General features: G+C 67.1%; 15 protein-coding genes and 1 riboswitch. Of the genes, 5 read left to right on the top strand and 10 right to left on the bottom strand.

Annotated features, from left to right (window positions below):
• Nucleotides 1-105: 105 nt before the first annotated feature.
• The 4 genes from JYG37_RS20580 to JYG37_RS20565 form a co-directional block, all read right to left on the bottom strand.
• A complete protein-coding gene (locus JYG37_RS20580; protein WP_124630221.1) occupies nt 106-2,034 on the bottom strand; it encodes a TonB-dependent receptor domain-containing protein in 1,929 nt (642 codons plus the stop codon).
• 217 nt (nt 2,035-2,251) lie between these two features.
• Nucleotides 2,252-2,444, bottom strand: a riboswitch (cobalamin riboswitch).
• 223 nt (nt 2,445-2,667) lie between these two features.
• A complete protein-coding gene (locus JYG37_RS20575; RefSeq protein WP_050014094.1) occupies nt 2,668-3,642 on the bottom strand; it encodes a threo-3-hydroxy-L-aspartate ammonia-lyase in 975 nt (324 codons plus the stop codon).
• Between the two features lie 52 nt (nt 3,643-3,694).
• Entirely contained in the window at nt 3,695-4,333 is a 639-nt protein-coding gene (locus JYG37_RS20570) for a helix-turn-helix transcriptional regulator (protein WP_050014093.1), read from the bottom strand.
• Nucleotides 4,330-4,851, bottom strand: a complete 522-nt coding sequence (locus JYG37_RS20565) for a YbaK/prolyl-tRNA synthetase associated domain-containing protein (RefSeq protein ID WP_050014092.1) — start codon at nt 4,849-4,851, stop codon at nt 4,330-4,332. The genes JYG37_RS20570 and JYG37_RS20565 overlap by 4 nt, the downstream gene beginning before the upstream one ends.
• A gap of 401 nt (nt 4,852-5,252) precedes the next feature.
• On the opposite strand from JYG37_RS20565, the gene JYG37_RS20560 reads away from it, so the two are divergent.
• Nucleotides 5,253-6,836: an isocitrate lyase gene (locus JYG37_RS20560; RefSeq protein ID WP_124639816.1), complete on the top strand. Its 1,584-nt coding sequence runs from the start codon at nt 5,253-5,255 to the stop codon at nt 6,834-6,836.
• Nucleotides 6,837-7,624: 788 nt separating this feature from the next.
• Nucleotides 7,625-9,490 (top strand): phosphoenolpyruvate carboxykinase (GTP), encoded by a 1,866-nt coding sequence (locus JYG37_RS20555; protein ID WP_124593388.1) that lies wholly within the window; start codon nt 7,625-7,627, stop codon nt 9,488-9,490.
• A gap of 98 nt (nt 9,491-9,588) precedes the next feature.
• On the opposite strand, the gene JYG37_RS20550 is transcribed toward JYG37_RS20555, so the two are convergent.
• A complete protein-coding gene (locus tag JYG37_RS20550; RefSeq protein ID WP_213346302.1) occupies nt 9,589-11,253 on the bottom strand; it encodes an acid phosphatase in 1,665 nt (554 codons plus the stop codon).
• Between the two features lie 457 nt (nt 11,254-11,710).
• On the opposite strand from JYG37_RS20550, the gene ftsH reads away from it, so the two are divergent.
• The gene (gene ftsH, locus JYG37_RS20545) at nt 11,711-13,687 is read left to right on the top strand and encodes an ATP-dependent zinc metalloprotease FtsH (RefSeq protein ID WP_089489748.1); all 1,977 of its coding nucleotides are present in this window, start codon (nt 11,711-11,713) and stop codon (nt 13,685-13,687) included.
• A 157-nt stretch (nt 13,688-13,844) separates the two neighbouring features.
• On the opposite strand, the gene otsA is transcribed toward ftsH, so the two are convergent.
• A complete protein-coding gene (gene otsA / locus JYG37_RS20540) occupies nt 13,845-15,251 on the bottom strand; it encodes an alpha,alpha-trehalose-phosphate synthase (UDP-forming) (RefSeq protein ID WP_089489390.1) in 1,407 nt (468 codons plus the stop codon).
• Between the two features lie 522 nt (nt 15,252-15,773).
• Entirely contained in the window at nt 15,774-17,858 is a 2,085-nt protein-coding gene (locus tag JYG37_RS20535) for a TonB-dependent receptor (protein WP_124650746.1), read from the bottom strand.
• Between the two features lie 383 nt (nt 17,859-18,241).
• Here JYG37_RS20535 and adhP point away from each other — a divergent pair, with 383 nt between their 5' ends.
• Nucleotides 18,242-19,270 (top strand): alcohol dehydrogenase AdhP, encoded by a 1,029-nt coding sequence (gene adhP / locus JYG37_RS20530; protein WP_050014086.1) that lies wholly within the window; start codon nt 18,242-18,244, stop codon nt 19,268-19,270.
• Between the two features lie 70 nt (nt 19,271-19,340).
• Here the strand turns inward: adhP and JYG37_RS20525 are convergent, their stop codons facing one another.
• From JYG37_RS20525 to JYG37_RS20515, 3 genes are all read right to left on the bottom strand, one after another.
• Complete coding sequence (locus JYG37_RS20525) at nt 19,341-20,786, bottom strand: exo-alpha-sialidase (protein ID WP_050014085.1); 1,446 nt, start codon at nt 20,784-20,786, stop codon at nt 19,341-19,343.
• A gap of 453 nt (nt 20,787-21,239) precedes the next feature.
• On the bottom strand, nt 21,240-21,671 hold the full coding sequence (locus JYG37_RS20520; RefSeq protein WP_050014084.1) for a MarR family winged helix-turn-helix transcriptional regulator: 432 nt from the start codon (nt 21,669-21,671) through the stop codon (nt 21,240-21,242).
• Entirely contained in the window at nt 21,668-22,585 is a 918-nt protein-coding gene (locus JYG37_RS20515) for an alpha/beta hydrolase family protein (RefSeq protein WP_050014083.1), read from the bottom strand. The genes JYG37_RS20520 and JYG37_RS20515 overlap by 4 nt, the downstream gene beginning before the upstream one ends.
• A 306-nt stretch (nt 22,586-22,891) precedes the next feature.
• Here JYG37_RS20515 and JYG37_RS20510 point away from each other — a divergent pair, with 306 nt between their 5' ends.
• Nucleotides 22,892-23,851 carry an ABC transporter substrate-binding protein gene (locus tag JYG37_RS20510; RefSeq protein WP_050014082.1) on the top strand — a complete coding sequence of 320 codons (960 nt, stop codon included), beginning with the start codon at nt 22,892-22,894 and terminating at the stop codon, nt 23,849-23,851.
• Nucleotide 23,852 lies beyond the last annotated feature (1 nt).

Raw genomic sequence — 23,852 nt, 5'->3', positions numbered from 1 at the left:
CGAATGCTATGAAGATTAGTCAAAAACCTAATTCTATTAGCTTTCGTCGCGATGTCAATTTCATGCGCGTGCCGGCGTGGCGCGTTGCGCCGATGCGTGGGGCCGTCAGAACGTATAACTGACCTTGCCGAACGCGGTACGCCCGAGCGTGTTGTAACCGTACGCGGTCATGTACTGCCGGTCGAACAGGTTCGACAGCGATGCCGACACCGTCAGGTGCGAATTGATCCGGTACGACGCGCGCAGGTTTACCGTCAGGTACGACGCCAGATACTGCCGGTTGGCCGGATCGTCGAACGTCGAGCCGCCGTACAGCAGCGACGCGCCCGTGCTCAGCGCATGCAGCTTCAGTTCGTCCCACGTGTGATCGACGTTCAGGCTGACCGTTTGCCGCGGCCGGCGGCTCAGCCACGTCCGGTTCGTTTCGTCCTGCGGATTCAGGATACCGACCGCGACGCTGATCGGCGTCGAGCGGCCGATCGTGCCCTTGTACGACAGGTCGATGCCGCGAATATGCGAGCGGCCGATGTTCATCGGCGAGAACGTCGCCGGGTTGTACGCGATCAGGTTGTTGACGCGCGTGTCGTAGATCGCTGCGGTGAACGTGCCGTACGCGGTGTTCGCGTCGAGCGCGGCCTCGACCGACGTGCTGCGTTCCGGGCTGAGGTTCGGGTTGCCGTAGCCGGGGTAGTACAGGTCGTTGAACGTCGGCAGCCGGAACGCGTTGCCGTACGACATGCGCGCCGTGTAGACCGGCGTGATCGCCCACGACAGTGCGGCGTTGCCGGTGTTCACCGCTTGCCCGGCGATGATCTCGTGACGGCCGGCGACGAACATCGTTACGCTGCCGAGCGTCGCCGATTGGTGCAGCGAGAACGCGGAATCGTTGCGCGTCGGCACGCCGCCGGGAATGTCGACCGGCAGGAACGCCTGTTCGCGCGTGAAGTCGTACGCGAGCTTCGATTCGCCCGACAACGGCAGGCCGAACAGGTGGAATCCGTGCTCCTGATGAGTCAGCGACGTCGACGTGCTGATCCGCTGCGAATTGATCTGGTCGGTCGCGAGGGCCGGGTCGTCCGCGTAGATGAACTGGCGGTCGTTCGCATAGCCGAACGACTGGTCGAACTGCGTATCGGGCGTGATGTCGAGATGGAACGCAACGCCCGTCGTCAACTGGTGGTCGAGCTCGCGATTCGCGTAGCCGCTGTTGTCGTAGGACAGATCGGAGCGGTGATACAGCGCGAACGTCGAGATCGACCAGTTGTCGCGCGCATAGCCGAGCCGCGCGTCGAGATCCTGCGCGTGATACGGATTGCGGCCGTCTTCGTGGCCGTAGAAGAACGGCCGCGTCGCATCGATGCCGGCCGTGTTGTAGTCGTGCAGCCCGAGCGAATAGGTGAGGCCGCCGAGCGCGGCCAGCGGCCCGGTCGACGGCACCGTTCCCGACGTGCGGAACTGCGTGTCGAACGTCTTGTTCGAGCCGCCGCCGGCCGACACGGTGGTCCGGTTCGGCTGGTTGGCGGCGCGGCGCGTGATGAGTTGCACGACGCCGCCCATCGCGTTGTTGCCGAACGACGCGGCGGCCGGGCCGGAGATCACCTCGACGCGCTCGAACGCTTCGGTCGGCAGGTCGGCCCACGGCGCGATTCCGGTGGTCGGCGAGCCGATCCGGATGCCGTCGATGAACACGGCGACCTGACTCGCCGACGAGCCGCGGATGCTGACCGACGCGGACGAGCCGGGCCCGCCGTTCTGCGCGACGGTCACGCCCGGCAGCGTCGCGAGCGCCTGCGTGATGCTCGGGTCGGCGGGCGACAGCCGGTCGAGGTCCTCGCGCGTGAGCACCTGGGTCGACGCATAGCGTCGGTCGAACGATTCGGGCAGGTGCCGCGTGTCGGTCACGCTGATCGTCGGCAGGTCCGCGCCGGGCGCGGGCGCGGCGGGCTGCGCGAGCGCCGTTTCGCCGGCCGCGTGGGCGAGCGGGGAAAGCAGCGCGGTGGCGGCGGACGTGGCGAGCAGGTGACGAATGTTCATGAGGCGGCGGGACGAGGCGTGTGACGTGTACGGCGATCGCGGGCGGAGGGCGGGCAGGTGGCGCATGCCGACGGCGCGTCGGTGCGACGCTTCGGGTCGGGAAGCGGATTCGGGAACGATGGACATCTGACGGATCCTGAGGTCGGGTCGTCCATGCAACGGGCGACCGCCGGGGGCGGTGCCGCGCGCATCGGGACACCCCGCCCGGTGCGGCTGCGTGGACCTCGGGTCGATGGCAGGTCTCCTGGCTCGCGGGTCCTCATCCGTGCAGGCCTTCCCGGTTTCCCAGTGGCATGCGGTGGCACGGATTCGCCGCTCACAGTTGCGGGGGCAGCCGCAGATTCGGGGCGTTGCCCCTGCTGCGTTCCCTTTTGATCCCGTCTCCGGGAACCATCAGCGCGCAAGGGTAATGGCGGGCGGTCAGGGACGTCAATCGTCCGGCCGCGCGCGGGTGCGAAAAAACGTCATTGCCCGGCGGCGGCTTTCCGAATCCTTTCGTTCGAGGGGCGCGGGCCGTGTTTCAGGTCTGAAGAAACGGCCGGATTCGAACGCGTCCGGTCGCGCCGGAACCGGCGGCCGTCGTTCCGAAGGCCGACGGCCGGCGCGTGTCGTTATCGATGCGTGCCGCGACGCTCAGGCCGGTGCCGACACCAGCGCGCAGAAGTTCTCGAGATCGACGTTGCCGCCGCTGATCACCACGCCGACGCGCTTGCCCTGCAGCGCATCCTTCATTCGGCGCACGGCGGCGAACGACAGGCAGCCGGTCGGCTCGACGACGAGCTTCATACGCGTGGCGAAGAAGCGCATGCAGTCGACGAGTTCCGCGTCCGTCGCGGTGAGGATGTCGTCGACGTCGCGACGCAGGATCGGGAACGTGAGGTTGCCGAGGTGCTGCGTCTGCGCACCGTCGGCGATCGTGCGCGGGGTGTCGATGTGCACGATCGTGCCGGACCGGAACGATTGCTGTGCATCGTTGCCGGCTTCGGGCTCGACGCCGTACAGCTTCGCGTGCGGCGACAGCGCACGGGTGGCGAGCGCGGTGCCCGACAGCAGCCCGCCGCCGCCGAGCGGCGTGAACACCGCGTCGAGCGGGCCGACTTCGTCGAACAGTTCCTTGGCCGCGGTGCCCTGGCCGGCGATCACGTCCGGGTGATCGTAGGGCGGCACCAGCGTGAGCCCGTGCTTCTCGGCGAGATCGCGCCCGATCTGCTCGCGATCCTCGGTGTAGCGATCGTAGGTCACGACGTTGCCGCCGTAGCCGCGCGTCGCGGCCATCTTCGCGGCCGGCGCGTCCTGCGGCATCACGATCGTCGCGGGAATGCCGAGCATGCGCGCCGACAGCGCGATCGCCTGCGCATGGTTGCCCGACGAGAACGCGACGACGCCGTGGCGCCGCTGTTCCGCGTTGAAGCGCGACAGCGCGTTGAACGCGCCGCGGAACTTGAAGGCGCCCATGCGCTGCAGGTTCTCGCACTTGAAGAACACCTGCGCGCCGAGCGCGTCGTCGATCGTCCGCGACGTCATCACCGGCGTGCGGTGCGCGTGGCCTTCGAGCCGGGTCGCGGCGGCGGCGACGTCGTCATACGTGGGGAGAGCGGGAGAGTTCATGGTTGCTGGAGGATTGAAAAGTCAGTCGACTGGAATGCGGGGGCGCACCGGGTCACTTCGCATCGTTGTAGACGGTGGCGCGAGACACGCCGAGATGCTGCGACACGATCTCCATCGCGCGGCGCACCTCGAGGAAGCCGTCGGCCTTCAGCGTCTGCATCAGCTCGCGGCGCTGGTCGGTCTTCAACTCGCGCGGCGTCGTCGCAAGGCGCGTCGCGAAGGCGTCGATGCGCTGCCGGATCGCGTCCGCGCCGGCCGGGTCGAGCGTGTCGACGACGGCTTCGCCGTCCGTGCGGCAGAACTGGTTCAGCATGCCCTGGAAGCCGCGGAACAACGTGACGTCGGCATTCAGGCACAGCGCGGCCACATAGCGCCCGGTCGAATCCTTGATGCCGATCGACGTGCTTTTCGCGGTGCGGCCGTCGGCGAAGCGGTTCGGGTAGTTCGCGAGCACCTGCGGGAAATCGTCGTCCGCGATGCGCGCGAGGCCGAGTTCGGTCGCGGGATCGCCGACCGCGCGTCCGGACAGGTTGTTGTGGATCGCGAGGATCGCGTGCTCCGGCGTGCGCAGGTCGTGCACGACGACCTCGGTGAACGGCGCGAACATCTCGCCGAGTCCTTCGGCGATGCGCTGCACCTGTTCGATCAGCGATGCCTGCTCCGACAGCAGCGGTTTGCGGGTTGTACTCATGCGTGATCCTGGTGTGTCGGGGTGTCCGTCGTTTCCGGCCGCGTGATGTCGGCCAGCAGCGGGCGCGCGATCCGGACGTAGTCGGTCGCGTCGAGCACGACCGAGCGATCGAGGCGGCCCGCGTTGAACGCGATCTCGGCGTTGCGCTCGACCAGCGCGGGATCGACGACGAGCGCCACGTTCGTATCGAACACGAACGGCGGTACGGCGCCCATCACGCAGCGCGTGACGGCGGCCGCGACGTCGGGCGACGCGAGCGTCGCCTTGCGCCGGCCGACCGCATCGGCGACCTTGCGAAAGTCGATTTTCAGATGGCCGGGAATCACCGCGAGCGCGGCGCCGTCGCCGCCATCCTTGAACGTACAGAGCATCGCCTTCGCGCCCTGTTCGGGGCGGGTGCCGCGCAGCGCGGCGATCGCGTCGGATTTGCCTTCCGCCGGATGCTCGAGCACGCGAAAACGCGCGCCGGATGTCGTCAGCAGTTCGCAAAGCGTGTCGAAAACGGGAGAGTCGTTCATGTCGCTCCAGGCAGGCCCACGCGTCGAGGCGCACGGGTCAAATAATCGTCCAAGTATAGACGTTTTGTCATTGATATGACAAAGGGCGGCGGGCGTCGGGGCGCCAGTGTGCGCGAAGCGCGCCGATTCTTCAGCAGCCGAAAGGGAATTTCATATTGCGGGATGCAGGCCGAATTCCTGCCGCCGCGTTTTACCGCCGCTTGAAACCGTGTTTTGCATCGCAAAAACGACTGGCTATCTAATTGAAAAACAAGAGAAATTTATATCTTATGTCTTATATAAGACTTGGCCGAAAACGCGTGAGACAGGATTACTATTGAGTCCATGCAGTTCGCTTCGTCACACGCGGCGGGCACGCTGAACCCCTTTACTCAAATGCGCTTCGTTCCCAGGAGATAGACATGTCCCAATATCAAGACGACATCAAGGCAGTGGCTGGCTTGAAGGAAAACCACGGCAGCGCGTGGAATGCCATTAGCCCCGAGTATGCGGCCCGCATGCGTGCCCAGAACAAGTTCAAGACCGGCCTGGACATCGCGAAGTACACCGCGAAGATCATGCGCGCCGACATGGCCGCGTACGATGCCGATCCGTCCAAGTACACGCAGTCGCTGGGTTGCTGGCACGGCTTCATCGGCCAGCAGAAGATGATCTCCATCAAGAAGCACTTCAACAGCACCGAACGCCGCTACCTGTACCTGTCGGGCTGGATGGTCGCCGCGCTGCGCTCGGAGTTCGGCCCGCTGCCTGACCAGTCGATGCACGAAAAGACCTCGGTCAGCGCGCTGATCCGCGAGCTTTACACGTTCCTGCGCCAGGCCGACGCCCGCGAGCTGGGCGGCCTGTTCCGCGAGCTGGATGCCGCGAAGGACGCGACTGCGAAGGCCGCGATCCAGCAAAAGATCGACAACCACGTCACGCACGTCGTGCCGATCATCGCCGACATCGACGCCGGCTTCGGCAACGCGGAAGCGACCTACCTTCTGGCCAAGCAGTTCATCGAAGCGGGCGCGTGCTGCATCCAGATCGAAAACCAGGTGTCGGACGAGAAGCAGTGCGGCCACCAGGACGGCAAGGTCACGGTGCCGCACGAGGATTTCCTCGCGAAGATCCGCGCGATCCGCTACGCGTTCCTGGAACTGGGCGTGGACGACGGCATCATCGTCGCGCGGACCGATTCGCTGGGCGCGGGCCTGACCAAGCAGATCGCCGTGACGAACACGCCGGGCGACCTGGGCGATCAATACAACGCGTTCCTCGATTGCGAAGAACTGTCGGCCGACCAGCTGGGCAACGGTGACGTCGTCATCAAGCGCGACGGCAAGCTGCTGCGTCCGAAGCGCCTGCCGAGCAACCTGTTCCAGTTCCGCGCCGGCACGGGCGAGGCGCGCTGCGTGCTCGACTGCATCACGTCGCTGCAGAACGGCGCCGACCTGCTGTGGATCGAAACCGAAAAACCGCATATCGCGCAGATCGGCGGCATGGTCAGCGAGATCCGCAAGGTGATCCCGAACGCGAAGCTGGTGTACAACAACAGCCCGTCGTTCAACTGGACGCTGAACTTCCGCCAGCAGGCCTACGATGCGATGAAGGCCGAGGGCAAGGACGTGTCGGCTTACGACCGTGCGCAGTTGATGAGCGTCGAATACGACGAAACCGAACTGGCCAAGCTCGCCGACGAGAAGATCCGCACGTTCCAGGCCGATGCATCGCGTGAAGCAGGCATCTTCCACCACCTGATCACGCTGCCGACGTACCACACGGCTGCGCTGTCGACCGATAACCTGGCCAAGGAATACTTCGGCGACCAGGGCATGCTCGGCTACGTGGCGGGCGTGCAGCGCAAGGAAATCCGTCAGGGCATCGCGTGCGTGAAGCACCAGAACATGTCCGGTTCGGACATCGGCGACGATCACAAGGAATACTTCAGCGGCGACGCGGCGCTGAAGGCAGCGGGCAAGGACAACACGATGAACCAGTTCTGATCATCGTCAGATCCGCAGCACGACGCCAGCTCCTCGGGGCTGGCGTTTTTTTGTCTGCGCGATCGCCGTGCGTTACCCGTACATGGCCTTTACGACGTACTGCGTACTGGCTCGTCGACACCACGTCGATCGCTTCGAAATCGATGAAACGCCCGCGGCGGTTCATCATCTCGGCGCACATTGCGCTGGAATTTCTCGTCATTGCGAACGCGGTCGAACAGCGTGTGCACGTATTACCCCGGATTGCCGCGCGCACCGTTTTAAGCAGGGGCGTGCATCGGGTATTCGAACGGGATGTTTGTGTACACAACCTAATTCAGGGTTTGCCTGAGTAGCGAAAACGCTAACTCGCACGGCGCGGGTTCGCGTGGTTCGTGCGCACGGCCGGCAGGTTGAAATTGCCGTTCGTGCGAAACCCTTGCGGGGCGGTCGTCGCGCTCGTTTCGTCCCCAAAGCGCGCGGGACGACGCCGTAAAAAGCGCCCGTCTGCAACGCGCATGCCGGCACGTCGTCACAATTGTTTCTTGTTGCAACGCAACGCCTCGTCAATAACGGCGATGGTATGCTGGCCGGCATGGAGTTGTATGGCAGGTTGCTTGCATGGCGAAACTCGTGTTCGCACTTTCTAACGAGACTTCATCTTCTCTCGCCCGCATCGCGGCATCGACGCGCGCTCCGCTCGCGCGTCCCGTCCTGCGCGCCGCATCTTCCTGCGCTCCGCACGCATTCCCCATCTCGCGGGCTCGCCCCGCATCCCCATCCCCGCCCAATAATCTGGAGACATCTTCATGTCGCAAAACACTTTGGCCGAAGCGACACACGGCCCGCTGATCGCTCCGCCGGCCTTCGTCAAGCATCGCAAGCTGATCGACTGGGTCTCGCGCATCGCGGCGCTCACGGAGCCCGAGCGTGTCGTGTGGTGTGACGGATCGCAGGAAGAATACGACGCGCTGTGCCAGGCGATGGTCGACCAGGGCACGCTCACGCGCCTGAACCCGGCGAAGCGCCCGAACTCGTATCTCGCGCAATCCGATCCGTCGGACGTCGCGCGCGTCGAGGATCGCACGTTCATCTGCGCGGCGTCGCGCGACGACGTCGGCCCGACCAACAACTGGATCGAGCCGGCCGAAATGCGCGAGACGCTCAACGGGCTGTTCCGCGGCGCGATGCGCGGCCGCACGCTGTACGTCGTGCCGTTCTCGATGGGCCCGCTCGGCTCGCCGATCGCGCACGTCGGCGTCGAGTTGTCCGACAGCCCGTACGTCGCGGTGAACATGCGGATCATGACGCGCATGGGGCGCGACGTGTACGACGTGCTCGGCGAGGACGGCGATTTCGTGCCGTGCGTGCACAGCGTCGGTCATCCGCTCGAAGCCGGCCAGCAGGACGTGCCGTGGCCGTGCAATCCGGTCAAGTACATCGTGCACTTTCCGGAAACGCGCGAGATCTGGAGCTTCGGCTCGGGCTACGGCGGCAACGCGCTGCTCGGCAAGAAGTGTTTCGCACTGCGCATCGCGTCGACGATGGGGCGCGATCAGGGCTGGCTCGCGGAACACATGCTGATCCTCGGCGTGACGTCGCCGGCCGGCAAGAAGTATCACGTCGCGGCCGCGTTCCCGTCCGCGTGCGGCAAGACCAACTTCGCGATGCTGATCCCGCCGCAGGGCTTCGACGGCTGGAAGGTCACGACGATCGGCGACGACATCGCGTGGCTGAAGCCCGGCCGCGACGGCCGCCTGTATGCGATCAATCCGGAAGCCGGTTTCTTCGGCGTGGCGCCGGGCACGGGCGTGAAGACCAACCCGAACGCGATCGCCACGCTGAAGGAAAACGTGATCTTCACGAACGTCGCGCTGACGGAAGACGGCGACGTGTGGTGGGAAGGGCTGACCGACACGCCGCCCGCGAAGCTGACCGACTGGCAGGGCAATCCGTGGACGCCCGAGATTGGCAAGGAAACCGGCCGCAAGGCCGCGCATCCGAACTCGCGCTTTACCGCGCCGGCCGCGCAGTGCCCGTCGATCGACGACGACTGGGAAAACCCGGCCGGCGTGCCGATCGACGCGTTCATCTTCGGCGGCCGCCGCTCGACGACCGTGCCGCTCGTGACCGAAGCGCGCGACTGGGTCGAAGGCGTGTACATGGCCGCGACGATGGGCTCCGAGACGACCGCGGCCGCGGTCGGCCAGCAGGGCGTCGTGCGCCGCGATCCGTTCGCGATGCTGCCGTTCTGCGGCTACAACGTCAGCGATTATTTCGCGCACTGGCTCACACTCGGCAAGCAGCTCGAAGCCGCCGGCGCGAAGCTGCCGAAGTTCTATTGCGTCAACTGGTTCCGCAAGGACGCGAACGGCAAGTTCGTGTGGCCGGGCTTCGGCGAGAACATGCGCGTGCTGAAGTGGATGCTCGATCGTCTCGAAGGCACGGGCGGTGGCGGCGAGCATGCGTTCGGCGTGTCGCCCGCGTATGAAGATCTGCACTGGGACGGCCTCGATTTCACGCGCGATCAGTTCGATGCGGTGACGTCGATGAACGCCGACGAATGGCGCGAGGAACTGAAGCTGCACGCGGCGCTGTTCGATACGTTGAAGCTGCGCTTGCCGGCTGAAATGACCGAGACGATGAAGAAGATCGAGCGGCGTATCGGCGGCTGACGAGCGGCATCGACCTCACCACCTGAAAGCGGCATGAACGCCCCGGGCCATCCATCGCATGGCCCGGGGCGTCGTGGTTTCTGGCGCTCGGCCGGGTGTCAGCCGAGATCGAGCGCGTTCGTCAAATCGCCCGGCGGCGTCGCGCCGCGCGCGGCGAACGCGTTGTTGCGCAGGACCACGCCGTCGAGCGGCGCGAGGCCGTGCACGCGGCTGATGAAGCGCAGGATCGAGTTCGTGTCGTACAGCGTGTGATCGACGAAGCCCTTTTTCGCGAACGGCGAGATCACGAGTGCGGGAATCCGCGAGCCGGGGCCCCAGCGATCGCCGACCGGCGGCGCGACGTGATCCCACCAGCCGCCGTTCTCGTCGTGCGTCATCACGATCACGGTGTTTTCCCATTGCGGGCCGCGCCGGATATGGTCGATCACGGCCGCGATGTGGCGGTCGCCCGATTCGATGTCCGCATAGCCCGCATGCATGTTCAGGTTGCCTTGCGGCTTGTAGAACGTGACGGCCGGCAGGCGGCCCGCGTCGATGTCGGCGATGAAGTGGTTGGTCGACGGCTCGTCGCCGAGCCCCGCGTCGCGCAGATGCTTGCGGCGCGCTTCGGTGCCCGGCGCGTAGTTCACGAAGTAGTTGAACGGCTGGTGGTGGTACTGGAAGTCGGGCACCATGCCCGTGTCGCGATGCTCGAGCGCATACTGCCATGCACCGCTGTACCACGCCCAGTCGACATTCTTTTCCGACAGGCGGTCGCCGATCGTCGCGTAGCCCTGCGGCGGCATCACGCGATGGTCGGCCGGATCCGCATACGCGGCGTTGCCCGGATCGGGCGGCGGCACGTAGCTCGGCTGGTACGGCGGCGCCATCGTGTTCACACCGTAGCCGTCCGGCGTCAGCGGGCCGTCGACCGCGAATTTCGGCGGACCGTCGAGCGCGGACGCGGGCGAATCGTCGGCGAGCTTCAGGCGCGTGCCGGCCGGGTCGTCGCCTTCGACCTTCGACAGCAGTTTCGCCGCATGCGGATGCTTGTGCGCGTCCGGATACAGCGGCGGCTGCGCGGAAATCAGGAACATGTGGTTCATCCACGAACCGCCGAAGGCCGCCATGAAGAAGTTGTCGCACAGCGTGTATTGCCGCGCGAGATTCCACAGTCGCAGCGTGTCGGCCGAATTGCGGTAATGGCCCATCACGAGGCCGCCCGAATCGGCCCACGCGGCGAACTGGTTGTTGCGGCCGCCCGCGATCTGCATCTGGTTCTGGTAGAAGCGATGCCACAGGTCGCGCGTGATCACGCCGTTCGGCAGCGGCTTGCCTTGCGCGTCCGAAATCCGGAACGGCGCATTCGGCAGCTTGTCGATGTCGCGCTCGGCGATCGCGTAGCGCTTGCCGTCCACTTCCTGCGCTTGCGGCACGAGCCCGCCCCAGATCTTCGGCAGCGCCGGCAGCGGCGTCTTGCCGTCGCGATCGAGCTGCTGCGCGTGTTCGGGCCGCACTTCGCTCAGTGGATACCGCACGCCCGGGAAATCGCCGTACAGGTTCGCGAAGCTGCGGTTTTCCGCATAGATCACGACGATGTGGCGCACGCGCTGGCGCAGCGCTTCGTCGATGCGCAGGTCGGCGGCCGAACGCGGCGCGTTGCCCGCGGTGGTTTCGCAGCCGCTGAGCGCGACACCGGCGCCGAGTGCGGCGAGGCCGCCGAGCACACGGCGGCGGTCGGGATCGGCGGGTAGGTCGTCGGGGCGATCGGGGGTGTCGTTCACGTCGTGGGCTCCTCGGATGGGCGGGTGGGCATTGTCGTTCGATGCGCGCCGGCGCCGCACGGGCTGCCGCGACGCGGGACGGGATGAGACGGCCGGCCTCGCGCGCGGCGGCGCGAGGCGACTGTCACAAAAATGTCATGCACGCGACTATAACGCGGCAAGGGGGCGGATGAAAGCCGTTCGTCCGACGATTCGACGCTGCGCGGCGAGCGGCGCGACGCCCGCGCACGAACTAGACTGGAATCGAGGGCGGTGCGTCACGGCGTGCCGCCCGGGCGAGGATCGCCCGGCAATGCCGACGACGGTGTTGTCGAGGCGGCATCGATGCGACGAACGACGCGAGACGGCGAGGCGACGATGCGCGGATGCAAGTCGTTTTCGCATGGCGGCCGCGTACCGGTTGCGCGCGTGCCGGCGTGAGCGCACGCCGCGCAGCGGAGATGGCAGGCCCGATGCGATGGACAGGAAATTCGACTACCCGGGATTGCTGATCGCGGCGGGCTTCTTCGTGCTGTTCGCCGCGCAGTTGCTGATGCTGCACCCGACGTCGACGCCGATCGCGTACAGCGATTTCCACCGGCTCGTCGCCGCGCGGCTCGTCGACGATCTCGAGGTCGGCCCGGCGTCGATCTCGGGCGCGCTGAAGATGCCGCAGGCCGGCGCGATGCTGCCGGCGTCCGACGCGGCGGTCGTGCAGCAGGTTGGCGCGCCGTGGCGCTTCACGACCAGCCGCGTGACCGACGAACACCTGATCGACACGCTGACCGCCGCGGGCATCCGCTATCACGGCACGCCCGACACCGGCTGGATCGCGTCGCTCGCGTCGTGGCTGCTGCCGCTGATGCTGCTCGTGTTCGTGTGGAACATGATGCTGCGCAAGCGCGGCGGGCTGCAGGACTTCACCGGCATGGGCAAGAGCCGCGCGCGCGTGTACGTGCAGCAGGAGACCGGCATCACGTTCGATGACATCGCGGGCATCGACGAAGCGAAGGCCGAACTGCAGCAGCTCGTCGCGTTCCTGCGCAACCCCGATCGCTACCAGCGGCTCGGCGGCAAGATTCCGAAAGGCGTGCTCGTCGTCGGCGCGCCGGGCACGGGCAAGACGCTGCTCGCGCGCGCGGTGGCCGGCGAGGCGGCCGTGCCGTTCTTCTCGATCAGCGGCTCGGCGTTCGTCGAGATGTTCGTCGGCGTGGGCGCCGCGCGCGTGCGGGACCTGTTCGAGCAGGCGCAGCAGAAGGCGCCGTGCATCGTGTTCGTCGACGAGCTCGATGCGCTCGGCAAGGTGCGCGGCGTCGGCCCGATGTCGGGCAACGACGAGCGCGAACAGACGCTCAACCAGTTGCTGGTCGAGATGGATGGCTTCCAGGCCGGCTCCGGGGTGATCATCATGGCCGCGACGAACCGGCCCGAGATCCTCGATCCCGCGTTGCTGCGCCCGGGCCGTTTCGATCGTCACATCGCGATCGACCGGCCCGACGTAAACGGCCGCCGCCAGATCCTCGACGTGCACGTGAAGCGCGTGAAGCTCGCCGCCGACGTCGATCTCGGCGAGCTCGCGTCGCGCACGCCAGGCTTCGTCGGCGCCGATCTCGCGAACGTCGTCAACGAGGCCGCGCTGCATGCGGCCGAACTCGGCAAGCCGGCGGTCGCGATGGCGGACTTCGACGAGGCGATCGACCGCGCGCTGACGGGCCTCGAGCGCAAGAGCCGCGTAATGAACGAGCAGGAGAAGCTGACCATCGCGTATCACGAAGCCGGCCATGCGCTCGTCGCGGAAAGCCGCGCGCATTGCGATCCGGTGAAGAAGGTGTCGATCATTCCGCGCGGCGTCGCCGCACTCGGCTACACGCAGCAGGTGCCGACCGAGGATCGTTACGTCCTGCGCCGCAGCGAGCTGCTCGACCGGATCGATGCGCTGCTCGGCGGGCGCGTGGCGGAAGAACTCGTGTTCGGCGACGTGTCGACCGGTGCGCAGAACGACCTCGAACGCGCGACCGCGATGGCGCGCCACATGGTCATGCAGTACGGGATGAGCGAGAAAATCGGGCTCGCGACGTTCGACGACGGTGATGCGCGCCAGGGCCTGCCCGGCGCATGGCATGCGGGCGACGGCCGCTGCAGCGAGCACACCGCGCGGATGATCGACGACGAGGTGCGCACGCTGCTGGCCGATGCACATGCACGCGTCGCGGCGACGCTCGGCGAACGTCGCGACGCGCTCGAACGCATCGCGCGACGGCTGCTGCAATGCGAGGTGCTCGAACGCGACGCGCTGCAGGCGCTGATCGACGCGCGCATCGAACCGTCGTTGGCCGCGTCGGCCTCGTCGGGCGACGACGCCGGTGCGCGCGGCGGCGCGATCGAAACGGAGCAGGCGTCCACCGTCGAGCGCGATTTCGTCGCGTACGGACGGTCGCACGAATCCGATCGCTGAAGCCGCTGCGTGGACCGGCGCGCGCCGATATTCCGACGTCGCACGCTTTCTTTATGGTCTTTCCCACCACGACGTCGCGCTGAGCGACGCGCACGTATCAGTCGAACGGCGGCGCGCTCGAATGCATGACGACGGGGCGTAGGCGCGCGTCAGCGCGTCAGGATTCGGTCGCGGCCGCGACTTCGGCCGCTTCGGTGAGCGCTTCGAGAAAGCGCGTGCGCCACCAGTGCACGTCGGTCTTGCGCATGATCGCCATCAGCGCCGCGTGACGCTGGCGGCGCTCTTCGAGCGGCATCGTGAGCGCGCGCTGGATTGCCTGCGCGGTGCCTTGCGTGTCGTACGGATTGACGAGCAGCGCGGCCTTCAATTGCTCGGCCGCGCCCGCGAAGCGCGACAGCACGAGCACGCCCGGATCGGCCGCGTCCTGCGCGGCGAGGAACTCTTTCGCGACGAGGTTCATCCCGTCGCGCAGCGGCGTGACGAGGGCGACCCGGCTCGCGCGGTAGAGGCCCGGCAGGCGCTTGCGCGCGACGGTGCGGTGAATGTAGCGCATCGGCATCCATTCGAGCTCGCCGTAGTCGCCGTTGATCGCGCCGCACAGGCTGTCCATCTCGCGCCGCAGGTCGTCGTACGCGCCGAGATCCTCGCGGCTCGGCGCGGCGATCTGGATCAGCGTCGCACGGTCGCGGTTCTCCGGATACTGTTCGAGCAGCTCGCGGAACGCATGCACGCGCTGCGGCAGCCCTTTCGTGTAATCGAGCCGGTCGACGCCGACCAGCAACTGACGGCGCGAATACTCGTCGCGCATGCGTTCGAACATGTCGAGGCCGTCGCGATCGCGCGCGAGCGATTCGAACTCGTCGACGTTGATGCCGATCGGGAACGCGCCGGCCGACAACGTACGGCCGAACGCGCGCAGCCGGCCGTCCGGCAGCCGCGCCGCACCGGCTTCCGCTTCGACGTAATGCTCGAAGTGGAGCAGATCCGATTCGGTCTGGAAGCCGACGAGGTCGTACGCGAACAGCGAGCGCATCAGCCATTCGTGTTCCGGGATCGCGGCCATGATCGGCGGCGGCGGCATCGGAATGTGCAGGAAGAAGCCGATCGGATTCGTGCAGCCCATCGCGCGCAGCTCGGCCGCGAGCGGAATCAGCTGATAGTCGTGGACCCAGATGACGTCGTCGGGCCGCAGCAGCGTGCGCAGCTTGCGCGCGAACAGCTGGTTCACGCGCCGGTAGCCGTCGGCGAAGCGCCGGTCGAACTGCGCGAGATCGAGCCGGTAGTGAAATACCGGCCACAGCACGTTGTTCGAGTAGCCGAGATAGTAAGCGTCGTAGTCCTGCGGATCGAGATCGACCGTCGCGAGCTGAATGCCGCCGACGTTCTGGATCTGCACGTCGTCGCCATGCGTGGGGCGATCGTCGCCGCCGCGTAGCTTGCCGCTCCAGCCGAACCAGACGCCGCCGGTTTCCTGCAGGCTGTCCTTCACGGCGACGGCGAGCCCGCCGGCCGCGGCTTTACGGGGATCTGCAATGCGATTGGATACGACGACGAGTCGGCTCACCAGCTCTCCTGACGATTGTTGGGGAAAGGTTCGTGCGGCCAGGGCGCGACAGGCATACGCCGCCATCGGCGCGCGGCGCGCGATACGACGGGGCCGCATGGCGATCGGACGGGAGCCAGGGGCACGCGATTCGCCGTCCGGTCGAAAAGTGCTTTTTTAGGATACTCGTCATTCGTGCGTTTTAAAAGTCCGGGTCGACGAACGGCGCGCGCGAACCTGTCGCGCGGTATCCCATGACGGCGGTGCGGCAACGGGCGATGCCCGAGCGGGACCGAAATTTGCTGCACGCTGTGACGCAGTGGGCGCAAGGCTGTGCGGCGAGCGGCGCGAATGACGCGCGATCGTACCGACGCATGCGCATGCGTGCATGACGGCATGCGCATCGTCGTCTCCGTCGCGTATGCCGTCACGCGGAAGCCGGTCGCCGGTCGCCAGTGGCGCATGTCGGCTTCGTGCGCGTGCAGCCAGTTCGGATTCGCATCGGTAAGCGGCCCGCGGCGGGCGCCGCGAGCCGTACCGCGGTTAGAACGTCGTGCGCAATCCGGCCATCACGCTGCGGCCGCCTTGCGGTGCGAAGCCGCGCACGACCGACGTCGAGTAGCGGATTTCCTGATTCGTCAGGTTGTCGCCGCGCAGGTACGCGAGCCAGTGCGTCGGGCCGACGCGGAACTTATACGTCAGCATCACGCCGAGCGACGTGTAGCCGTCCGTCGAGAAGTCGTCGTCGGGCACCCGATGCTGCGACCACGCGTGCGTGACCTGCGCACGCGCACCGAACGGGCCGTAACCGTAGTCGGCCGCGAGCGTCGCGCGCAGCGGTGCGATGCGCGGCAGCGGCTGGCCCGTGTCGACGTTGCGCGCGTGCGTGTAGTCGGCCGTCAGTTCGAGATCGACTGTGTGGCCGCGCCGCGCGAACGCGCGCCATTTGCCGTCCAGCTCGATGCCGTAGAACTCGGCGCGCACGCCGCGATAGATCGCCTCGTTGAGCGAGCCGTCGGTGCCCGGCGCGACGGGCGCGCCGTCGTCGTCCACCACGCGGCCGGTGTTGTACTCGGTCAGGTAGTTCGAGAAGCGGTTGTAGAACACGCCGACGCTGCCGCGGTTCGGCCCGCTCGCATAGCGCAGCGACAGGTCGGTCGACACGGCTTTTTCCTTCGACGCGTTCGGGTTGCCGATCAGGAACTGGCCGGTCGCATCGTGCGGGCCATTCGAATACAGCTCGTAGAAGGTCGGCGCGCGTTCGGTGTACGCGACGTTCGCGGCGACGGACCAAACCGGCGTCAGCGAGAACAGCGCGCCGGCCGACAGGCTGCCCGCATTGAAGTCGCGCGGCTGCGCGCCCGCGAATTTCTCGATGCCGGCCGGATCGGGATCGACCTTCACGTGCTCGAAGCGGCCGCCTAGGCTCAGTTTCAGCGCGGGGACGACCTGCCATTCCTCGAGGCCGAACAGCGCGACGCTGTTGGTGCGCGTGGACGGCACGAGCATTTCGTCGCCGAGCGCCGAGAACGTGTTCTGGCCGAACTGCACGCCGATCGCGCCTTCGAACGGGCCGATCTTGCGATGGCGCGCCTCGATGCGCGCCTCGTAGCCGCGGTTGCGGAAGGTGGTCGCCGTCTCGCCGTTGTCGACTTCCTTGTGGCGATAGTCGGTGTACGCGAAATCGAATTTCAGCTTCGTGAACGGCCCGCTCAGGTTGCGCACCTCGGACGCGAACGCGAGGCGTTCCTGGCGCATCCGCAGCCGCACGTCGCTTTCCGCGACGGAGCCGTAGTTCGATTCGTAGCCGCTGTACGAGAGACCGGCGAAGCCGTCCGCCCACGTGTACGACGCGCCGACCGCGCCGCCGTGCACGCGCCCGTCGCTGTTCGGTACGTTGCCTTCCGGCTGCGGCGTGTCGGGGCCGTCGATCGCGCGTTGCTGGCTGCTGCGCGCGTAGCCGGGAATCCGCAGCTTGCTCGTTTCGCGGTCGAACGCGTCGACGTGGAACGCGAAGCGGCCGTTGCCGCCTTCGACTTGCGCGGCGCCCGCGCGCACCGAATTCGCGCCGCCGTAGCGCGCGTCGAGCGCGCCGGTCACGCCTTCGATCGCTTCGCGCGGAATCCGGTTGTCGATCGTGTTGACCACGCCGCCCACCGCGTTGCCGCCGTACAGCAGCGCGGCCGGGCCGCGCACGATCTCGACGCGCTCGATCGACAGCGGATCCTCGGGCACCGCATGGTCGTACGACAGCGACGACGCGTCATACGCCGCGACGCCGTTCTGCAGCAGCCGGATCCGGTCGCCGTCCATCCCGCGGATGATCGGACGGCCGACCATCGGCCCGTAGGTGGTGGTCGACACGCCGGGCAGCCCGTTGAGCGTTTCGCCGAGCGAATCGGCCTGGCGGCGCGTCAGCGCCTCGCCGGAAAGCTGGACGGTCGGCGCGATCAGTTCGGTGTCGCCGAGCGGGTTCGCGGTCACGAAGATCGGCGCGAGCGGCGCGGCGGCAGGCGTATGGGTGCCGGCCGCGGCGGGCACGTCGGTCTGCGCGTGAGCAGCGGCGGCGAACAGGATCAACGACAGGGACGAGAGCGGGCGAAGCGGTAAGCGAGGAAGGTCGCGCATGGTCGGTGAATCGGTTGGAATCGGATCGGATAACGAGCGATGCGGGTCACCGCTGGATACGATATATTGTTGCGTCATTGACGCGCAATGACCCGCTGGAACATGGCTCGGCGAGGCCCGGCCACCTGGGTTGAAACGGCGTCAGGCGGACGAGCACGCAAAATGATATGTTATATCATTTCAAATTCCAAGCTGAATGGCGGGACTCCGTCGGGTTTCTGTCGGATCGGTGAAATGGTCGCGTGAGCGGCGGGGCAGCGTGCGGCCGCCGGCTCGGGCTGTCGCGTCGACCGTCGCATCGTTCCGATGCGTTGACGCGTATCAACGTGCTCCGATACCGAAACCGGATACTGGTTTGCTCATCGACCAGACAGGAGCAACGCATGACCCAGACCATGAAAGCGGCCGTGGTACACGCGTTCGGCGAGCCGTTGCGCATCGAGGAAGTTCCGATTCCCGCACCGGGGCCGGGCCAGATTCTCGTCAACATCAAGGCGTCGGGCGTCTGCCATACCGATCTGCACGCGGCCGACGGCGACTGGCCCGTCAAGCCGTCGCTGCCGTTCATCCCGGGCCACGAAGGCGTCGGGATCGTCGCGGCGGTCGGCGCGGGCGTCACGCACGTGCGCGAGGGCGATCGCGTCGGCGTGCCGTGGCTCTACACGGCCTGCGGCCATTGCGAGTACTGCAGCACGGGCTGGGAAACGCTGTGCCATGGCCAGCAGAACACCGGCTATTCGGTGAACGGCAGCTACGCGGAATACGTGCTGGCCGATCCCGATTACGTCGGCCAGTTGCCCGCGCAGGTCGCGTTCGACGAGATCGCGCCGATCCTGTGCGCGGGCGTCACGGTCTACAAGGGCATTCGCGTCACCGACACGCGGCCGGGCCAGTGGCTCGCGATCTCCGGCATCGGCGGTCTCGGGCACGTGGCCGTCCAATATGCGCGTGCGATGGGCCTGCACGTCGCGGCCATCGACATCTCGCCCGACAAGCTCGCGCTGGCGCGGCAACTGGGCGCGCACCTGACGATCGATGCGTCGGTCGACGACCCCGCGAAAGTGATCCAGAAGGAAATCGGCGGCGCGCACGGCGTGCTCGTCACGGCCGTGTCGCGCAGCGCGTTCGCGCAGGCGCTCGGGATGGTCCGTCGCGGCGGCACGGTCGCGCTCAACGGCTTGCCGCCGGGCGATTTCCCGTTGCCGATCTTCTCGACCGTGCTGAACGGCATCACCGTGCGCGGGTCGATCGTCGGCACGCGGCGCGATCTGCAGGAGTCGCTCGATTTCGCGGCGGACGGCCTGGTGCGCGCGCACATCCATCGCGACCGGCTCGCCAACATCAACGACATCTTCGCGAAGCTGCGGGAAGGGAAGGTCGACGGCCGCATCGTGCTGACGGACATGCATTGATGCGGTGAACAGGCGCACGCCGCCGCGCGACGGATGGCGTCGCGGCGGCGGCGTGACGGTCATCCTCGTATCACGGCGCGAAGAATACGTCGGTGCGGTTCGTCAGGTTGCCTGCATTGGTCTGGACGAAGAACGGATGGAACGACGACGACGGGCGAACGTCGAGCCCCTGATAGTCGCCGATGAAGAACCCTTCGGCGTTGGGCGCGAGCTTCATGTCGAACGGGCCGCCGACGCGCCGCTCGTCGGCGAACGTGGCGCCGGCGTCGTGCGAGATCTTGCGCCAGAAGCCGGTCGGCAGCGTCGTCGTGTTGCCGGCCTGCAGGTCGCGGAAGTCGTAGTACGTGACCATCACCGCCCCCGTGTTGTCGACGCGCACCGACGGATTGAACGCGGGGCGCCCGGTCGGCGTGTTCACCTGTTGCGGCGCGCTCCAGGTCGCGCCGCCGTCCTTCGAGGTCGATAGCGCGATCTCGTCGTACGTGCCGCCGTTGAAGCGGCTGTCCTGCCACGCGACGTAGAGCTGGCCCGATGCCGGGTCGATCGCCGGCTCCGGAATGATGTCGCCGGTGCGCACGGGTTCGCCGGTGTTCGGATCCGTGACGCCGACCGTCTGCAGCCCCGCGATGATCCGCGGCTTGGTCCACGTCGCGCCGTCGTCGGTCGACTTGACGAACGCGACCTTGCCGGCCGCCTTGTTGAACGGCGGCTGGATCAGGTCGAAGAAATCGTAGAGCGTGCCGCTCTTCGGATCGACGACGATCTGGTTGCCGATCGTCTGCTGGCGCGACGGCACGTCGACGATGACCTTCGCGGCGCTCCACGTCTTGCCGCCGTCGGTCGTCTTCGAGAACAGCGTCGGCCCGCGGTACGCCGCCGTGTGCAGGTTCGCGTACGGATTGCCGTTCGGCAGCTCGAGGCGGTCCCATACCGCATACGCGGTGCCGGCCTTCACCGGGTTGGCGGTCACCGATTCCTTGTCGTTGAAGAACTGCGTCGTCGGTTCGTCGTTCGCGATCAGCACGGCCGGGCTGCTCCATGTCTGGCCGCCGTCGGTCGACACCGACGCGCCGACCGCGTTGGCGTTGTTCGACTGGTTGAACGAGATCGATACCGAATACGCGGTGCCGTCCGGCCCGAACGAGACCCACGGATCGGACGCGCGCTCGTACTTGAGCCCGCCCGGCGCGCAGGCGCTGAACGGCTGCGGCGTGCGCGCCCACGTTGCGCCCGCATCGAACGTGTAGCCGGCGACGAGCCCGTGGGCGCCGCCGTTCGACCAGCGGTCCTGCTGCCACACGCCGATCATGTTGTTCGGGTTCGCCGGGTTGACCGCGAGCCACGGTTCGACTTCTGCATTCACGTAGTTGGTGCCCGGGCCGCCGATGGTGCACGCGGCGAACGGGCTCGGGCCGGACACGACGACGGGGTCGGCGTGCGCGGCGGCAGCGGCGGCCAGCGCCATCGCGGCGGACAGGCGGGTGACAAGCGGATGGGACACGATCATGCGTCGCATGGACGACTCCTCGGTGAGGTGCGGGGGCGATGGCGGGGCACGACGAGGCAATGCGAACCGAAGCGCGGCCGATCGTGCCGCGCACGTCGTGACGTCCGGTTCAGCGTGCCGCTTCAGTCATCGCAATCCGCGTGCGCTGGATGCCGCCAGCGCTTCGGTTAAGACTCCTCTTCGTTTTCAATGCTTGTCGGGTGTGTCTGCGATGTCGACCCGACGGGAACGCCAGTCAGGGCATGCGACGAATGTGTCGAAGTGGATTGCAATGTAGGCGATTCGAATGTCGCGCGACAGGCGGTTTTTTGTAACAGGACGTAGCCGGAAAGCGTTGCCGGAAGCGGGTGGCCGGCATGCAAGATTTGCCGTTGCGGCGGCATGAAAATCGAATCGAAAACGCGAATCGCAATCGCTTGCGATGGATGCCGGCGCGAGCCGGTCGCCAGCGCGATGCGCTGCTCAGCGCTCTGCCGGAAACCGTTCCTGCAACGCGTGCAGCCAGCGCGCGACGACGTCGAGTTCGTCGTCGGAGAACCCGTCGCACAGCTTGCCGTTGAGTTCGCGCAGCAGCACGCGCGCACGCTTGAGCGCCGCGTGGCCTGCGTCGGTCAGATAGAGCCGCGTTGCGCGGCCGTCGTCCGAATCGGCGTGACGCGTGATGAGGCCGGCCTTCGCCATCCGGTCGGCGAGCCCCGTCATCGCGGACGGCGCGAGCTGCAGCGCGGCGCCAACTTCGCCGATCAGTGCGCCGTCCTGCTTCGCGAGGCAGAACAGCGCGCCGGCCTGCGCGGCGCTCGCGCGCGTGTCGGTTTCGGCGTTGCGGTCGATCCAGCGCTGCACGCGCCGCTGGCCGATGTTCAACATGAAAAACAGTCGTCGGTCTTCGCTCAAGCTGGGTTCCCGGCTGCAATGGAAAGGGACGGACGGCTCGCGCTGCGCGGCGTGTCGATTGCCTGCGCGAGCCAGTCGGCGACGTCGGGCCACAGCACGGCGCCGGGCCGGCTGCGAAAGAAGCCCATGTGCCCGACCGGGCCGCTGCCCGCCGCGCGCGGATCGATCTGACGGCGTTCGACCTTCGCGCGGGCCAGATAGCTTACCAGCAGGCCGATCGCGGCCGGGTTCGCCCACGGATCGTCGTCGAAGCCGAGCGCGAGGATCGGCAACTGCTGCTTCGAGAAGCGCTCGGCCGCGCCGAGCGTCGGATCGTCGAAGAAGTAGCGCGGCAGCGTCGTCCAGCGGCTCCATTCGCGGAACACGCCGGCCGGTAGATCCTCGCCGAGCCCGAGCCGCTTGCCGGGTACGTAGCCGAGCAGCGCGGACATCAGCGGGCCGAGCACGCGCAGGATGAGCCGGACCTTCACGCGTTCGGCCGCCTGCGCGATCAGCCGCGTGCTGCCCGCATGCGCGGCGACCAGCACGGCCGCGCGCAGATGCGGCGTCGCGCCGGACAGCCCGATCGCATGTCCGCCGACGCTATGGCCGACCGCCAGCAGCGGCAGCCCTTCGTAGGCGTGCCGGGCCCATGCGGTCGCGGCGCCCACGTCCAGCTCCATCCAGTCGCGCATGCGGGCCCGCAGCGCGCCCAGCCGCGCGGGCCGCGATGCGCCGATGCCGCGATAGTCGTAGGTCAGCGCCGCGAAACCGCGCTCGGTCAGGAAGCGTGCGAAGCCCGCATACAGCCGCTCGGGCACGGCCGTTGCCGGATGGATCAGGACCAGCGCGCGCGGCGTCGCGTCCGGCGACCACAGCGTGCCGTGCAGCACATAGCCGTCGGCCGCGGAAAACTCGATGGGTTGGGAGGTCATGGCCATCCTCGATCGGGCAGTTATTTCGTATGCGAAATATAGTTCATGATTTATTTCGTGTGCGAAATATATATCGAGGAATCGTTCGAAATTCACGAAGCGGCGGCCGGCGGCGAGCCCCGCTCATGGACGAATGCTTCATAAAACATTCGCATCTTTACATAGAAGAATATTGCGTTTGTGTCATGAAGTGGATCGACGTATCTTCACCGGTTCCATCCGTCTCGCCGGCGGTTTCGCACGGCGGACGAAACGGACAAAAGGGCGCCGCGGTCGCGCGGCTGCCCGCCAACCTTCCGGGAGATCATGTTGTTGAGCCGAATCGTCACGGCGCTCTTGCTGGCGCTCGCCGCGCAGCCGGGCATCGCCAAAGACACCGTCACGCTGCGCGTCGGTGAACAGAACTACTTCAACATCCAGGCGTCGATGGAAGCGTCCGGCGTGCTGAAGGACCTGCCTTACACGATCGAGTGGAAGCACTTCCAGGCCGCCGCGCCGGTGGCCGAAAGCCTGAACGGCAACGCGATCGACATCGGCTTCCTCGGCGATTCCGCGCTGCTCACGCTGGCCGCGCGCGGCGCGCCGGTCAAGGTCGTCGCGGTGTCGCGGCAGAGCCTCGACGGCGTCGCGATCCTCGTGCCGAAGAACTCGCCGGTGCGCACCGTGGCCGACCTGCAGGGCAAGACCATCGCGGTTTGGCGCGGCGCCTGGAGCCAGCAGCTCGTGCTGCGCGCGCTCGAACATGCGGGCCTGCGCGCCGATTCGGTGAAGTACGCGTACCTGATGCCGATCGACGCGACCAACGCGCTCGCGAACGGTTCGGTCGATGCGGTATCGCTGTGGGAACCGTTCGTCAGCACGCTCGCGTTGCGGCAGGGCGCGCGGCCCGTGACGACCGCGCAGGGGCTGATGCCCGCGCTGAGCTTCGTCGCCGCGAACGAGCAGGCCGCGTCGGGCAAGCGCGCCGAGATCACCGATTTCCTGCGGCGCGTGGTGGCCGCGCGCCAGTGGGTCGACAGTCATCCGCGCGAGTACGCGGACCTGTGGGCGAAACGCGCGAATCTCGAACCCGACGTCGCGTATCGCTGGCTCAACAATGCCAAACAGCGCGTCGGCCCGGTCGACGAAACGGCCGCGAAGGATGCGCAGAACACGGCCGACTTCCTGCACAAGTCCGGCGTGATTCCGGCCGCGTACGACACGTCGAAGCTGCTCGACCGCTCGTATGCGGGTGCGTTCGCGCAGAAGACGGCAGCCGCGCAGTGAC

It is taken from the genome of Burkholderia sp. LAS2, assembly GCF_018417615.1.
GTDB lineage: Bacteria > Pseudomonadota > Gammaproteobacteria > Burkholderiales > Burkholderiaceae > Burkholderia > Burkholderia sola.
The sequence above is the reverse complement of the archived record's forward strand: the minus strand, read 5'-3'. Positions and strand labels throughout refer to the sequence as shown.

Excerpts from the sequence above, each read along its gene's own strand:
- JYG37_RS20580 (WP_124630221.1), bottom strand. The coding sequence starts at position 2,034 with ATGAACATTCGTCACCTGCTCGCCACGTCCGCCGCCACCGCGCTGCTT.
- JYG37_RS20575 (WP_050014094.1), bottom strand. The coding sequence starts at position 3,642 with ATGAACTCTCCCGCTCTCCCCACGTATGACGACGTCGCCGCCGCCGCG.
- JYG37_RS20570 (WP_050014093.1), bottom strand. The coding sequence starts at position 4,333 with ATGAGTACAACCCGCAAACCGCTGCTGTCGGAGCAGGCATCGCTGATC.
- JYG37_RS20565 (WP_050014092.1), bottom strand. The coding sequence starts at position 4,851 with ATGAACGACTCTCCCGTTTTCGACACGCTTTGCGAACTGCTGACGACA.
- JYG37_RS20560 (WP_124639816.1), top strand. The coding sequence starts at position 5,253 with ATGTCCCAATATCAAGACGACATCAAGGCAGTGGCTGGCTTGAAGGAA.
- JYG37_RS20555 (WP_124593388.1), top strand. The coding sequence starts at position 7,625 with ATGTCGCAAAACACTTTGGCCGAAGCGACACACGGCCCGCTGATCGCT.
- ftsH (WP_089489748.1), top strand. The coding sequence starts at position 11,711 with ATGGACAGGAAATTCGACTACCCGGGATTGCTGATCGCGGCGGGCTTC.
- JYG37_RS20535 (WP_124650746.1), bottom strand. The coding sequence starts at position 17,858 with ATGCGCGACCTTCCTCGCTTACCGCTTCGCCCGCTCTCGTCCCTGTCG.
- adhP (WP_050014086.1), top strand. The coding sequence starts at position 18,242 with ATGACCCAGACCATGAAAGCGGCCGTGGTACACGCGTTCGGCGAGCCG.
- JYG37_RS20525 (WP_050014085.1), bottom strand. The coding sequence starts at position 20,786 with ATGCGACGCATGATCGTGTCCCATCCGCTTGTCACCCGCCTGTCCGCC.
- JYG37_RS20515 (WP_050014083.1), bottom strand. The coding sequence starts at position 22,585 with ATGACCTCCCAACCCATCGAGTTTTCCGCGGCCGACGGCTATGTGCTG.
- JYG37_RS20510 (WP_050014082.1), top strand. The coding sequence starts at position 22,892 with ATGTTGTTGAGCCGAATCGTCACGGCGCTCTTGCTGGCGCTCGCCGCG.